This is a genomic window from Streptomyces sp. HUAS MG91, assembly GCF_040529335.1.
In the GTDB taxonomy this organism is placed as follows: domain Bacteria; phylum Actinomycetota; class Actinomycetes; order Streptomycetales; family Streptomycetaceae; genus Streptomyces; species Streptomyces tabacisoli.
In genome coordinates, this window is record NZ_CP159534.1 from 2426315 (window position 1) to 2439546 (window position 13232).

Below are 13232 nucleotides of genomic sequence, written 5' to 3' on the forward strand. Positions count from 1 at the left end.
CCGGCGACGGCTCAGGCGCGGCCCTGGAGGCGGGCGGCGTGTTCGCGGATCGCGGGCAGCTCCGCCATCAGGGCCAGGCCCGGGCAGAACGTCTCGTAGCCGTCCCGGTGCCCGGAGACCGCCAGGAAGTCGGCGGTGCTGCCCGCGGGGAAGCGGCTGTGGCTGTTGCTGGAGACCAGGTGCGCCGTGGAGCGCGGGTCGACCCCGGACAGGCCCAGCTTCCACGCGGCGACGGCGGCGATCGCGTCGGTCATGGCGCGCGGCACCGGTGTGCCCTCGGTGAAGGTACCGATGGCGGCGATCCCGGCGGTGTTCTGGTTGAAGCCCTGGGTGTGGGCGCCGACGACGGGCCGGTCGGCGCCGCCCGCCCGGCCCTCGTAGACGGTGCCGCAGCGGTCGACGAGGAAGTTGTAGCCGATGTCGTCCCACGCCCTGCCGCCCGCCTGGCCCGCGTACAGGTAGCGGATGATGCGCGGGGTGTCGGCGCAGTCGTAGCCGTTCGGCGAGTCGGTGTGGTGGATGAAGACCGCCTCGACGCGGTCGCCGTAGCGGACGGGGTCGCGCCGGTAGGTGTCCGCCCGCGCGAGCCACCGGTCGCGCGGCACGATCCGCGGCGCCGCGCTCGTGTGGGCCCCGCCGGCGCCCGCGCGGGCCCGCACCGGCAGCGCGGCCGCCGGCATCACCGCGCCCGCCTCGGCCCGGGGCGGCGGCGCGGGGCCGGTCCGGTCGGCGCCGACGGCGCACAGCACGAGCAGCCCGAGGGCCAGGCCCCCGGGCAGACAGCACAGCACCCTTCGCAGCACACGCACGTCTCCACTGTCCGGTCGCGCGGGCTGTGCGGTCGGCCACATGTCTGCCAGTTGGCGGAACCACCGGCGGGTTCACATTCGTTTGTTACCGATATGGACCTGCACCTCCACGTACTCGATGTGGCGCTGATCGTGGTGGCCGTGGCCTACGCGGCCTCCGGTTACCGCCGCGGCCTGCTCGCGGGCTGTGTGTCGCTGGCCGGGTTCGTCGGGGGCGCCGCCGTCGGGGTGTGGCTGCTGCCGTTCCTGATGGACACCGTCACGCCCGGCACGTCGGGGGCGACGGTCGTCGCGGTGCTCACGGTGCTGCTGCCCGCGCTGGCGGGCCATGCGCTGGCGGGGCTGCTCGCGGCGCGCGTGCGCTTCGGGATGGACCGGGCGCCGGGTCCGCTGCGGGTGGCGGACGGGATCGGCGGGGCCGCGGCCGGCACCGTCGCCGTGCTGGTCGTGGCATGGGTGGCGGGCAGCGTCCTGGCGTCGTCGTCCTCGACGGCCCTGAACCAGGCGATCCGCGGCTCGTCGGTGCTCGGCGCCGTGCAGGACGCGATGCCGTCGACGACGCCGGCCTGGTTCTCGCGGGCCAGCGGGGCGCTCACCTCGGCCGGTTTCCCGCAGGTCTTCGACCCGTTCTCGCACGAGCCGTCCGCCGAGGTCGCCGAGCCCTCCGGGGACAGCGTCACGGCCGCCGCGACCCGGGCCGCGACCCGCAGCACCGTCAAGGTGGAGGGCGCCTCGGGCACCCAGGGCCGCGAGGGCAGCGGTTTCGTGTACGCCTCGCGGCACGTGATGACCAACGCGCACGTGGTGGCCGGCATCGACGATCCGACGGTCCGGGTGGGCGGGGTCGGCCGGCCGTACGCGGCGCGGGTGGTGTTCTTCGACCCGGACAAGGACGTGGCGGTGCTGTACGTGCCCGGGCTCGACGCCCCCGTCCTGAAGTTCGACGGCGGCGCGGCGCGGGGCGATGCCGCCGTGGTCGCCGGGTATCCGCAGAACGGCGGGCTGGATCTGCAGGCGGCGACGGTCGCCGACACCATCGACGCCGCCGGGCAGGACATCTACGGGCAGGGCAGCGTCACCCGCGAGATCTACTCGATCCGGTCCACGGTGCGGCCGGGGAACTCGGGCGGGCCGCTGCTCACCACCTCCGGTGAGGTGTACGGGGTCGTGTTCGCGCGGTCCACCACGGATGGCGGGACCGGGTATGTGCTGACCGCCGGTGAGGTGGCGGGGGACGCGGCGCGGGCCGCTTCCGCGACGGCGCCGGTGGACACCGGTTCCCTGGTGTCGTCGTAGCGCCGTCGTAACCCGTCCGCGGCTCTCGTCGTGGCTGGTCGCGCAGTTCCCCGCGCCCCTGAAACGAGCTCCGCTCGTCCAGGGGCGCGAGAAGCGGCCACGGGGCCGCGGACGGAGAAGGTCCCGGGTCAGTAGTGCGTGCCGCCGTCGATGCGGACCTCGGTGCCCGTGATGAAGCGGCCGTCGTCGGAGGCCAGCATCGCGACAACCCCGGCCACCGCGTCGGGCCCGGCGAACCCCCCGTCCCCCAGCGCGGGCGACAGCTTCGCGAAGAGGCTCCAGTCGGTGTCGGCGGGCAGCCCGGGCCCCTGGCTCTGCTTGCTCTCGCCGGAGCCGTCCGTCATGCCGGAGGAGATGGAGCCGGGCTGCACGGCGGTGAACCGGATGCCCTGCTTGCTGTACTCGGCGGCCAGCGCGTGCGTCATGGACTGGATGCCGCCCTTGCTGGCCGCGTAGGCCGCCATGTACGGGTGGGCGAACAGCGCGGACGTGGAGCTGAAGTTCACGACGGCGGCGCAGTCGCTCCGGAGGAGCGCCGGGACGGTCTCGCGGATCATCAGGAAGGTGCCGGTCAGATTGACGGCGACCACCTGGTTGAAGTCGGCGAGCGACGTCTCGTGGGTGTGCGAGGAGCGCAGGATGCCGGCCGCGTTGACCAGCACGTCGAGGCCGCCGAGCGCGCCCAGCGCGGCGGCGACGCCCTCGCGTACGGACGCCTCGTCGGCGATGTTCACGACGACCGTGGTGAGCCGCCCGGCGTCGGCGCCCGCCTTGGCGACGGTGTCGGCGAGGCCGGCCTCGCTGACGTCGGCGGCGACGACCGTGCCGCCCTCCGCCAGCATGCGCAGCACGGTGGCCTGGCCGATGCCCGAGCCACCGCCGGTGATCAGCGCGCGGCGGCCTTCGTAACGGTTCATGACGACTCCCTGAGGGGCTTGTTCTGAGATGCGGCGTTCACCGTACGCCTAGGTGGCACGTTTTGCCACAGTGGCGTTTCGCGCCGCCTGCCGGTCGCGCCGGTTACGCTTCCTCGGGTGAGCCGACCCGTGAACCCGCCCCTCTCGCTGACCGAGCGCCGCAAGGCCGCGACCCAGCTCGACATCGCGCACGCCGCCGCCGAACTCTTCACCGAGCAGGGTCCCGACGGCACGACGGCGGAGGAGATCGCGGGCCGCGCCGGGGTCGCGCTGCGCACCTTCTACCGGTACTTCCGCAACAAGCAGGACGCGGTGGCGCCGCTGCTCTCCACCGGCGGCGCCCAGTGGCGCGAGCTGCTGGCCGCCACCGAACCCGGGACGCCGCTCCCGCAGGCCCTGGAGGCCGCGGCGGTGGCCTCGCTGTCGCAGCCCGGCGAGGCGGCGGCCGAGGCGCTGCGCTGGACCCGGGGGCTGCTGCGGGCGGCGCAGGACGATCCGGCCCTGCGCGCCGTCTGGTACCGGGTCAACCAGGAGTCCGAGGAGCAGTTGCTGCCCATCGTGACCCGGCTCGTGGGCCCCGGCACGGACGACCTGGAACTGCGCCTGATCGCGGCCGCCGCGACGGATGCCATCCGGGTGTCGCTGGAGGTCTGGGCCCCGTCGGACGCCGGGACCTCGGGCCCCGGCTCCCCCGCCGACCTGGTGGCCCGCGCCCTGAGGAACACGGGGAACCGCGCGATCAGCCGGACGAAGGCCGCGGGCGCCTCGACCGAGTGACCACGCGGGCGCGTCCGCGGTCCATCAGGGCAGAGCACACGGACCCCCGCACCCCTGACGGGGCGCACTCCGCAGAGGAGCCGTGCGCCTGTGCCGCCCCCGTGCGCGGCCCCTTCTTCACGGGAACCCCACCTACCCTCGACCCGAACTCAGGCATTCCGGGGCCGAGTCAGGGGCATAGGCCTCCAGCAACCAGCCGCGCAACCTCGGGGAGGCGCACGTGCTCGAGCCCGCACACGCAGCAGCAGGAACCGTCGTCGTCGTGGGAGCCGGGGTGTCCGGGCTCTCGGTGGCCCAGCACCTGACCAGGGCGGGTGTGAGGACCCTGGTCCTGGAGGCCGGATCCGGCGTCGGTGGCCGCATGTCCACGGAGAAGGTCGACGGATTCCGGCTCGACCGGATCGGGCGGCTGCTCTCCACCTCGTACCCGGAACTGCGCCACACGCCCGGCCTGGACGGCCTCGTGCTGCGCCCCTTCTCCCCCGGTGTGCTGGTGCACAGCGAGGGCCGCAACCACCGCGCCGGAGAACCGACCGGCACCCGGCGCGCGAGGGGCGCGCTGAACGCGGCACGCGCCCTGGCGAGCGCCCCCCGTCCGGTGCGGGGCGCCAGACCGCCGCTGGGCGGCCCGCTCGACCACGCGCGGCTCGGCGCCGCGCTGGCCCGGATCGCCGCGACCGAGCCCGCCCGCCTGCTGGCCCGGCCCGAACTGCCCGTGGGACGCGCCCTGTCGGAGCGCGGCCTGTCCTCCAGAACGGTGCACGGCGTCCTGCGGCCGCTGCTGTCGGCCCTGCTCTGCGACCCGGGTCTGACGACGTCCAGCAGATGCGCCGAGCTGGCCCTGCACGCGTACGCGAACGGCCGCCTCGCGGTGCCCGAGGGCGGCGCGGACGCCCTGCCCGAGCTGCTCGCGGCCGGGCTGCCGCCGGGCACCGTGCGCACGGGGGTCCGGGTCACCGCCGTCGCCGCGAACCGGATCACCACCGCCGAGCACGGTGAGTTCCCGTGCCGCGGGGTGGTGCTGGCGACCGACGCGGCCGCCGCCGCGGAGCTCCTGCCGGGGCTGCGCGTGCCCCGTTTCCACGAGGTCACCGTGGTGCACCACGCGGCGCCCGAGCCGCCGCTCGCCGAACCGGCGCTGCTGCTCGACGCGGACCGGCTCGGGCCCGTCGCGCACACCGCCGTGATCAGCCAGGTGGACCCGAGCCGCGCCCCGGCCGGACGCGCGCTGGTCTCCTCGACGGTGCTCGGGCCGCCGCCCGGCGACGGCGAGCTGCGCACCCAGCTCGCCGTGCTCTACGGCACGTCGACCCGGCACTGGGAGACCCTCGCCGTGCACCACGACGCGCACGCCGTGCCCGCGATGCCCGCCCCGCACGACCCGCGCCGCCCGGTGCGCCTGCTCGACGGCCTGTACGTGTGCGGGGACCACCGGGACACCAGCACCGTGCAGGGCGCGCTGCACTCGGGGCGGCGGGCCGCACGCGCGGTCCTGGCCGACCTGGGCGCGGCGGCGGCCCCGGCGTCCGAGAGGGAGGCCACGGTGGGCGAAGCCGCTTGAGCGCACCGCCCCTGTCTGGTTCCATCCCTCAGGGCACCCCAAGATCGCGCCCGTCTCCGTGGCACATTCCGGAGGCGGGCGCCCCCATTCCCCGTCGCTTCCGCTCCGGGGCCGTCAGCCGAGCGCGGCGACCTTGTCCCGGTAGCCGCGCACGGGCCCGGCGTCCCGGTACGGCTCCAGACGCCGCTCGAACTCGCGCACGTACTCGTGGGCCCGCACCGAGCGCATGTCGGCGGCAGCGGCGGCCGCCTCCGCGCCCAGCGCGCACGCCGAGTCCAGCTCGCCGAGCCCGAGCCGCGCCGAGGCGAGCACCACCCGGCAGAACAGCCGGCTGCGCGCGTATCCCGGCGAGCGCAGCTGCAGCGACCGCTCCGCGTGCTGGGCGGCCGCCCGGTACTGCTGGAGGTCGCGGTAGCAGTGCCCGAACTCGTCCGCCATCTGCGCTTCGTCGAAGAAGCGCGCCCAGTGCGGGACCTCGTCGCCGGGCCGCACCGCGTCGAGCGCCCGCTCGGCCCGTACGAGCGAGGACGTGCAGGCCCGCACCTCGCCGAGGACGCCGTGCCCGCGCGCCTCCACGGAGTGCAGCATGGCCTGGACCGCCGGGGGCGCCGAGGTGCCCACCCCCTGCTGGGCGACCCGCGCGAGCTGCACGGCCTCCCGCCCGTGCCCGAGGTACACGGCCTGGCGGCTCATGGTGACCAGGACGTACGAGCCGTACATCCGGTCGGCGGCGGCCTGGGCGAGCCGCAGCGCCTGCACGAAGTAGCGCTGGGCGAGACCGTGGGCCGCGATGTCGTACGAGGTCCAGCCCGCGAGCCGGGTCAGATCGGCGACGGCGTCGAAGAGGCGCCGCCCGGTCTGCTCGCCGTAGGTCCCGCGCAGCATCGGCTCGGCCTCGTGCTCCAGGTACCGGACGAGGGCCTGCCGGGCGTGCCCGCCGCCGTAGGCGTGGTCGAGGGCGCGGAACAGCTCGCCGACCGAGCGCAGCGCCGCGATGTCGCCGCCGGTCACCCGCTGGCCGGGCCCGCGCTCGGTCTGGGTGCGCTGGCGGGGCACCGCGCCGGGCCGGCCCTGGAGCGGGACCCGGGGCGGCATCTCGCCCCGGCCCACCCGGTCGTCGGCGCGGCCGATCAGCCAGTCCCGGCTGGGCACCACGAGCCCGGCCGGGGTGAAGGCGATCTTGCGCAGTTCGACATGGCTGCCGGAGTCCTTGCGCCACAGGCCGCTGACGATGTCGACGGCCTCCTCGGGCGAGCCGGCGAACTCCAGGCCCGCGTACACGGGCGCGCAGGCGTCGAGTCCGAGGTCCTGGGCGGAGAGGCGGCGGCCGAGCCGCCGGGTGAACACCTCGGCGATCAGTGCGGGCGTGGTCCCCCGCGGCTGCTGCCCGCGCAGCCATCTGGTCACCGAGGTCTTGTCGTAGCGCAGATCGAGACCGTGTTCCAGCCCTAGCTGGTCCACGCGGCGCGCGAGCCCCGCATTGGAGAAACCCGCCTCCGCGATGAGCGCGGCGAGCTGGCGGTTCGGGGTGCGCTGCGGAGGTCGTTCCGTCATCAGCTGTGCGGTCTCCTGCCTTCCGGGCCGGGGTGCAGCCCTCATGGAACGGCGCGACTGTAACGGCGATATTCGGCCGTGACGGGGGCTTCTCCCACCCTTCATCCGATCGTGTGACGAACGGTGAGGAAGGTGGACAGCGCGCGGAACACCGGGGCCGGTCGGGGGGCATGCGCGGTCCGGCCGGAAACAGTCATACGATGCGTGTGCGCTACACCGGAAGGTTCAAGGTTCCCCGTGCCTCATATCGACATCGACTACTCCGACCGTCTCGTCGGCAGGGACGGCGGCCTCGACGTATCCGCCCTGGTGGCGGAGTTGCACCCGCTCGTCGTCGACCGGGTCCGCTCGGTCGGGGTCGGCAAGACGTTCGCACGGCCCTCGGCCTCGTACGTGGACGGGGAGGCGGCCCCCTTCGTGCATGTGTCGGTCGGCCTGCTGCCCGGCCGTCCACAGGCTGTCAAGAACGCCCTCTCCGACGACGTACTGACCCTCCTCGACAAGCACCTGTCCGCGGTCCCCGGGGTGACGTACTCGGTCGAGGTGCGCGATCTGGACGCCTCGTACCGCCTCTACCCGACCCATTGAGGCACCGGTGGGGCGCCGTACGCTTGCCGGGGGCGCGACAAGTGCACCGACGCGTGCACGGTGAAGGTTCTGGTTCTTGAGGAGGCGCTTTCCGTGAGTGAGTTCCGGTTCGTCCGGCTGGGGTTCGGTGCGGACATGGTCGAGTACCAGGTCGCCTGGGACGAGCAGCGCCGGGTGCACGCCGCCCGGTTCGCCGACGAGGTCCCCGACACCTGTCTGCTCCTGGAACACCCGCCGGTCTACACCGCGGGCCGGCGCACCGCCCCCGAGGAGCGCCCGCTGGACGGCACCCCGGTCATCGACGTGGACCGCGGCGGCAAGATCACCTGGCACGGCCCGGGCCAGCTCGTCGGCTACCCGATCCAGAAGCTGCCGCGCCCGGTGGACGTGGTCGCGCACCTGCGCCGGCTGGAGGACGCGATGATCGCGGTCTGCGCCGAGTTCGGCATCGAGGCGGCCCGGGTCGAGGGCCGGGCGGGCGTCTGGGTTCTCGGCGACCCGATCGAGCGGCGGACGAACCTCGGCGGCCTGTCCCTCGACTTCGACCCGCGCCTGAGCAGCGAGGACGAGGAGTTCGACCACCGTCTGGTCGGCCCCGAGTACGCGCCGTCGAACGCCGGCCAGCGCCACGAGGACCGCAAGATCTGCGCGATGGGCATCCGGGTCGCCAAGGGCGTCACGATGCACGGCTTCGCGCTGAACGTGAATCCGGACACCTCGAACTTCGACAAGATCATCCCGTGCGGCATCCGGGACGCGGGCGTCACCTCGCTCAGTCACGAGCTGGGCCGCGAGGTCACCATGGACGAGGTGCTGCCGGTCGCGGAGAAGCACCTCCAGCGCGTACTGGGCGGAGCGGACCTCAAGCCGCGCCTCGTCGAGAACGCGGAGAAGGCCACCGCCTGACCGTCCCGGCGGGGAATGTGCCCCGTTGGCCAGAGGTTGGCCACCCGTGAGGGCCATGTACATCACGGGCGTACCCTGATGTACGCCGAGGAATCGAAGCTTTAGGGAGCCGGTCGTGTCCGCAGTCGCACCCGACGGACGCAAGATGCTGCGCCTGGAGGTCCGCAACGCCCAGACCCCCATCGAGCGCAAGCCCGAGTGGATCAAGACCCGGGCGAAAATGGGCCCCGAGTACACGAAGATGCAGAATCTCGTGAAGTCCGAGGGCCTGCACACGGTCTGCCAGGAGGCGGGCTGTCCCAACATCTACGAGTGCTGGGAGGACCGCGAGGCCACGTTCCTCATCGGCGGCGACCAGTGCACGCGCCGGTGCGACTTCTGCCAGATCGACACCGGCAAGCCCGAGGCCCTCGACCGCGACGAGCCGCGCCGCGTGGGTGAGTCCGTCGTCACGATGGACCTGAACTACGCCACGATCACCGGCGTCGCCCGCGACGACCTGGAGGACGGCGGCGCCTGGCTGTACGCGGAGACGGTCCGCCAGATCCACGCGCAGACCGCCGAGCGCGCCGAGGGCCGCACGAAGGTCGAGCTGCTGGCCCCCGACTTCAACGCGGAGCCCGAGCAGCTGGCCGAGGTCTTCTCGTCCCGCCCCGAGGTCTTCGCGCACAACGTGGAGACGGTGCCGCGCATCTTCAAGCGCATCCGCCCCGGCTTCCGCTACGAGCGTTCGCTGAAGGTCATCACCGAGGCGCGCGAGTTCGGCCTGGTCACCAAGTCGAACCTGATCCTCGGCATGGGCGAGACCCGCGAGGAGGTCTCCGAGGCGCTGCGCCAGCTGCACGACGCCGGCTGCGAGCTGATCACCATCACTCAGTACCTGCGGCCGTCCGTGCGGCACCACCCCGTGGAGCGCTGGGTCAAGCCGGCCGAGTTCGTGGAGCTGAAGGACGAGGCCGAGCAGATCGGCTTCTCCGGCGTGATGTCGGGCCCGCTGGTCCGCTCCTCGTACCGCGCCGGGCGCCTGTACCAGATGGCCATCGAGAAGCGCGGCGCCTACATCGCCTCTCAGGCGGTCTGACCGTTCGGTGAGGACGCGGGCCTCCGCCCGTGTGAATTCACGCACAAACCCTTACCAGCCAGTAATGGCTGGTACGACGCGGCCCCGGCCGTCCTCGCAGATGAGGACGAACGTCAGGGCCGCGTCAGCGTTTTCGGCGCGGGCGTCAGGGTTTCATGGGTGTTTGACCGTCCGGTCATGCCCTGGTAACACCAATCAGTGACCCTGAAATCACCGCTAGTACACCCCTGACCAACACTCTGACCCGTCTCTGAGGGGGGACCTCAACGATGCAGGCCGCGCCCGTTCGCGCCACCGCCATCCCGACGTTCACCGACGCCCTGCGCGCCGTGGAGTCGCTGCTCATGAGCGGCGGTCAGCGCCACGCCCGCCGCAACGCCTGGACCTCCGTCCTGGAGGACCGCCGCCGCGCCAAGGACCGCGTCGAGGCCCAGCGGGTCCTGGAAGCCGTCTCCGCCCGCGGCTGACACCCGCCCGACCCTCGCCGGACCGTACTGCTGTTCATGCGCCGCCCCCGGCCACGTAGACTTCGACACATGGCGAGGAAGGACACGGCAGCGGACGCTGCGAATCCAGGGCGACTCAAGCAGATCGCTCTGACCTACAAGATGACCAGCAAGGCCGACCCCAAGATCGGTCTTGTACTCGCGGCTGTGGGAATCGTCACCTTCGGTGTCCTTCTCGCGATCGGCTTCTTGATCGGTCACCCCATCTATCTCGGAATTCTCGGCCTCCTGCTCGCCTTCCTCGCGATGGCGATCGTCTTCGGGCGCCGTGCCGAGCGAGCGGCCTTCGGCCAGATGGAGGGCCAGCCCGGAGCGGCGGCCGCGGTGCTCGACAACATCGGCCGCGGCTGGACGACGACCCCGGCGGTCGCGATGAACCGGAGCCAGGACGTCGTGCACCGCGCGGTCGGCAAGGCCGGCATCGTGCTCGTCGCGGAGGGCAACCCGAACCGGGTGAAGTCGCTGCTCGCGGCCGAGAAGCGGAAGATGGCCCGCATCGTGGCGGACGTCCCGGTGCACGACATCATGGTGGGCAACGGCGAGGGCCAGACCCCGCTGAAGAAGCTCCGCACCACCATGCTGAAGCTGCCGCGCGTGCTGAACGGCCCGCAGGTGACGTCGACCAACGACCGGCTGCGCGCCATGGGCGACCTGATGTCGAACATGCCCCTCCCGAAGGGCCCGATGCCCAAGGGGATGCGGATGCCTAAGGGTGGCGGCAAGATGCGGTGACGCTGCCGCTGTCTCTACGTGAATGAGGCGGGCCGGAACCTTCGGGTTCCGGCCGCCCCATTTCGGTGTCTCGTCTGCGGGGTGGGGGGTGTGTGCCGTGCGCGGGCCCGGTGGGGGCTGGTCGCGCAGTTCCCCGCGCCCCTGAGAGGCCTGCGGCCTCCAGGGGAGGCTGCGCGCAGCGCATGCCTCAGGGGCGCGGGGAACTGCGCGAGAAGAGGCCACCGGCGGTCGGCCGACGACGCTCAGATACGGACCTCGACGGACTTGGCGAGCCGATCGTGCAGCCCGCGACCGTCCCGGTCCCAGATCAGCGCGGGGATGGCGACACAGAGCAGCACGGTCCGAACGACGACCCGGCCGATCCCGAGCCGCCCGCCCGCCTCGGAGACGACCCGCAACCCGAACAGCCGCTTGCCCGGCGTGCACCCGATGGTCCCGACGGTGAGTACCCCGAGCGCGAAGAAGATGAGCAGTGCCCAGTTCCCCGTAGCCTGGTTGTAGCCGTGCGTGACCAGGCCGTATGCGATCAGCATGCACAGCGCCCAGTCGACGACGAGCGCCCCGATACGCCGCCCGGGCCGGGCGACGGAGCCGGGCCCGGACTCCGGGAGCCCGAGCTGTTCACCGCGGTAACCGAAGTCCGCTCCCGCGTTCTCCAAGGCCTCACGCGGCCCCGACAGCCACGAACCCATTGCTTCCCTGTTGTCCACGCCTCCACGGTACTGCGCCGCGTTCCTGACCCCGCCCGGGCCCCTGGTCCGGTTAACTTCTGCGAAACAAATGGGTCATGCTTGAGAAATCCGGTCTGCTTATGGTCGGGTCCCAGCGTGTGCCACCGCACTGGCCGCACCACCGAGCTGCAACCCCGCCCCTCCCCGGGTGGGAGTAGGAGGAGTTGGATGTTCCAGAACGCCGATGACGCCAAGAAGTTCATCGCTGACGAGGACGTCAAGTTCGTCGATGTCCGCTTCTGCGACCTGCCCGGTGTGATGCAGCACTTCACGATCCCGGCGGCGGCGTTCGACCCGACGGAGGAGCTCGCCTTCGACGGCTCGTCGATCCGCGGTTTCCAGGCGATCCACGAGTCGGACATGGCGCTGCGCGCGGACCTCACCACCGCCCGCGTGGACCCCTTCCGCCGCGACAAGACCGTCAACATCAACTTCTTCATCCACGACCCGATCACGGGCGAGCAGTACTCCCGCGACCCGCGCAACGTGGCGAAGAAGGCCGAGGCCTACCTCGCCTCCACCGGCATCGCCGACACCGCGTACTTCGGCCCCGAGGCCGAGTTCTACGTCTTCGACTCGGTGCGCTTCGAGACCTCCGCGAACCGCTCGCTGTACGAGATCGACTCCGAGGCCGGCGCCTGGAACACCGGCGCGGTCGAGAACAACCGCGGTTACAAGGTCCGCTACAAGGGCGGCTACTTCCCGGCCCCGCCGGTCGACCACTTCGCCGACCTGCGTGCCGAGATCTCCCTGGAGCTGGACCGCCAGGGTCTCCAGGTCGAGCGCCAGCACCACGAGGTGGGCACCGCGGGCCAGGCCGAGATCAACTACAAGTTCAACACGCTGCTCGCCGCGGCCGACGACCTGATGCTCTTCAAGTACATCGTGAAGAACGTCGCCTGGCGCAACGGCAAGACCGCGACCTTCATGCCGAAGCCGATCTTCGGTGACAACGGCTCGGGCATGCACGTCCACCAGTCGCTGTGGTCCGGTGGCGACCCGCTCTTCTACGACGAGCAGGGCTACGCGGGCCTCTCGGACACCGCCCGCTACTACATCGGCGGCATCCTCAAGCACGCCCCGTCCCTCCTCGCCTTCACGAACCCGACGGTGAACTCGTACCACCGCCTGGTCCCCGGCTTCGAGGCCCCGGTCAACCTGGTCTACTCGCAGCGCAACCGTTCCGCCGCGATGCGCATCCCGATCACGGGCTCGAACCCGAAGGCCAAGCGCGTCGAGTTCCGCGCCCCGGACCCGTCCTCGAACCCGTACCTGGCGTTCTCGGCGCTGCTCCTCGCGGGCCTCGACGGCGTCAAGAACAAGATCGAGCCGGCCGAGCCGATCGACAAGGACCTCTACGAGCTGGCCCCCGAGGAGCACGCGGGCGTCCCCCAGGTCCCGACCTCCCTCCCGGCCGTCCTCGACGCCCTGGAGGCGGACAACGAGTACCTCCAGGCCGGCGGCGTCTTCACGTCCGACCTGATCGAGACCTGGATCGACTACAAGCGCACGAACGAAATCGCCCCGATCCAGCTCCGCCCGCACCCGCACGAGTTCGAGCTGTACTTCGACATCTAAGAAGACCGCAGGCCGGAGCGGGTTTCCGCTCCCCTGTGCCGTCTGTGGGCCGTCGGCCGTGTTCCCCGTTCTCGGGGGCACGGCCGACGGCCTTTGTCGTGCGTGCGGCACGGAACAAGTCACGGCCGGGCCAGGGCGTCCGACGGTGTCGCGCGGGGGCTGTTAGCGTGCAACTTCCCGCGCTCCAGCCACCGTT

At 72.2% G+C, this 13232-nt stretch carries 13 protein-coding genes; 9 read left to right on the forward strand and 4 right to left on the reverse strand.

Translation table 11 applies throughout. From position 1 onward, the window contains the following. Positions 1-11: 11 nt before the first annotated feature. The gene (locus ABII15_RS11225; RefSeq protein ID WP_353947023.1) at positions 12-800 is read right to left on the reverse strand and encodes a peptidoglycan recognition protein; all 789 of its coding nucleotides are present in this window, start codon (positions 798-800) and stop codon (positions 12-14) included. A gap of 102 nt (positions 801-902) precedes the next feature. Between ABII15_RS11225 and ABII15_RS11230 the strand changes: the two genes are divergently transcribed. Then, entirely contained in the window at positions 903-2105 is a 1203-nt protein-coding gene (locus tag ABII15_RS11230; protein ID WP_353942151.1) for a MarP family serine protease, read from the forward strand. Between the two features lie 128 nt (positions 2106-2233). On the opposite strand, the gene ABII15_RS11235 is transcribed toward ABII15_RS11230, so the two are convergent. After that, a complete protein-coding gene (locus tag ABII15_RS11235; protein ID WP_353942152.1) occupies positions 2234-3022 on the reverse strand; it encodes an SDR family NAD(P)-dependent oxidoreductase in 789 nt (262 codons plus the stop codon). A gap of 117 nt (positions 3023-3139) precedes the next feature. On the opposite strand from ABII15_RS11235, the gene ABII15_RS11240 reads away from it, so the two are divergent. Next, complete coding sequence (locus ABII15_RS11240; protein WP_353942153.1) at positions 3140-3799, forward strand: TetR family transcriptional regulator; 660 nt, start codon at positions 3140-3142, stop codon at positions 3797-3799. A gap of 220 nt (positions 3800-4019) precedes the next feature. Continuing rightward, positions 4020-5360 (forward strand): NAD(P)/FAD-dependent oxidoreductase, encoded by a 1341-nt coding sequence (locus ABII15_RS11245; RefSeq protein ID WP_353942154.1) that lies wholly within the window; start codon positions 4020-4022, stop codon positions 5358-5360. Positions 5361-5474: 114 nt separating this feature from the next. Here ABII15_RS11245 and ABII15_RS11250 read toward each other — a convergent pair whose 3' ends face one another. Continuing rightward, complete coding sequence (locus tag ABII15_RS11250) at positions 5475-6914, reverse strand: regulator (RefSeq protein WP_353942155.1); 1440 nt, start codon at positions 6912-6914, stop codon at positions 5475-5477. 237 nt (positions 6915-7151) lie between these two features. On the opposite strand from ABII15_RS11250, the gene ABII15_RS11255 reads away from it, so the two are divergent. The 5 genes from ABII15_RS11255 (at position 7152) to ABII15_RS11275 (ending at position 10727) form a co-directional block, all read left to right on the forward strand. Further along, positions 7152-7502, forward strand: coding sequence for a 5-carboxymethyl-2-hydroxymuconate delta isomerase (locus ABII15_RS11255; RefSeq protein ID WP_353942156.1), 351 nt, complete (start codon positions 7152-7154; stop codon positions 7500-7502). 93 nt (positions 7503-7595) lie between these two features. Next, on the forward strand, positions 7596-8408 hold the full coding sequence (gene lipB, locus ABII15_RS11260) for a lipoyl(octanoyl) transferase LipB (protein ID WP_353942157.1): 813 nt from the start codon (positions 7596-7598) through the stop codon (positions 8406-8408). A gap of 115 nt (positions 8409-8523) precedes the next feature. Further along, positions 8524-9489: a lipoyl synthase gene (gene lipA, locus ABII15_RS11265; protein ID WP_353942158.1), complete on the forward strand. Its 966-nt coding sequence runs from the start codon at positions 8524-8526 to the stop codon at positions 9487-9489. Positions 9490-9758: 269 nt separating this feature from the next. Beyond that, the gene (locus tag ABII15_RS11270; RefSeq protein ID WP_111661886.1) at positions 9759-9956 is read left to right on the forward strand and encodes a hypothetical protein; all 198 of its coding nucleotides are present in this window, start codon (positions 9759-9761) and stop codon (positions 9954-9956) included. A gap of 69 nt (positions 9957-10025) precedes the next feature. Beyond that, positions 10026-10727, forward strand: a complete 702-nt coding sequence (locus tag ABII15_RS11275; protein ID WP_353942159.1) for a DUF4191 domain-containing protein — start codon at positions 10026-10028, stop codon at positions 10725-10727. Between the two features lie 242 nt (positions 10728-10969). Here the strand turns inward: ABII15_RS11275 and ABII15_RS11280 are convergent, their stop codons facing one another. Continuing rightward, positions 10970-11437: an RDD family protein gene (locus ABII15_RS11280; protein WP_353942160.1), complete on the reverse strand. Its 468-nt coding sequence runs from the start codon at positions 11435-11437 to the stop codon at positions 10970-10972. A gap of 189 nt (positions 11438-11626) precedes the next feature. Between ABII15_RS11280 and glnA the strand changes: the two genes are divergently transcribed. Beyond that, complete coding sequence (glnA, locus tag ABII15_RS11285) at positions 11627-13036, forward strand: type I glutamate--ammonia ligase (protein WP_353942161.1); 1410 nt, start codon at positions 11627-11629, stop codon at positions 13034-13036. Positions 13037-13232: the final 196 nt, after the last annotated feature.

What these genes read in the sequence shown, in the direction of transcription:
- ABII15_RS11230 (WP_353942151.1), top strand. Translation starts at nt 903, where the DNA reads ATGGACCTGCACCTCCACGTACTCGATGTGGCGCTGATCGTGGTGGCC.
- ABII15_RS11275 (WP_353942159.1), top strand. Translation starts at nt 10,026, where the DNA reads ATGGCGAGGAAGGACACGGCAGCGGACGCTGCGAATCCAGGGCGACTC.
- glnA (WP_353942161.1), top strand. Translation starts at nt 11,627, where the DNA reads ATGTTCCAGAACGCCGATGACGCCAAGAAGTTCATCGCTGACGAGGAC.
- ABII15_RS11270 (WP_111661886.1), top strand. Translation starts at nt 9,759, where the DNA reads ATGCAGGCCGCGCCCGTTCGCGCCACCGCCATCCCGACGTTCACCGAC.
- ABII15_RS11235 (WP_353942152.1), bottom strand. Translation starts at nt 3,022, where the DNA reads ATGAACCGTTACGAAGGCCGCCGCGCGCTGATCACCGGCGGTGGCTCG.
- ABII15_RS11250 (WP_353942155.1), bottom strand. Translation starts at nt 6,914, where the DNA reads ATGACGGAACGACCTCCGCAGCGCACCCCGAACCGCCAGCTCGCCGCG.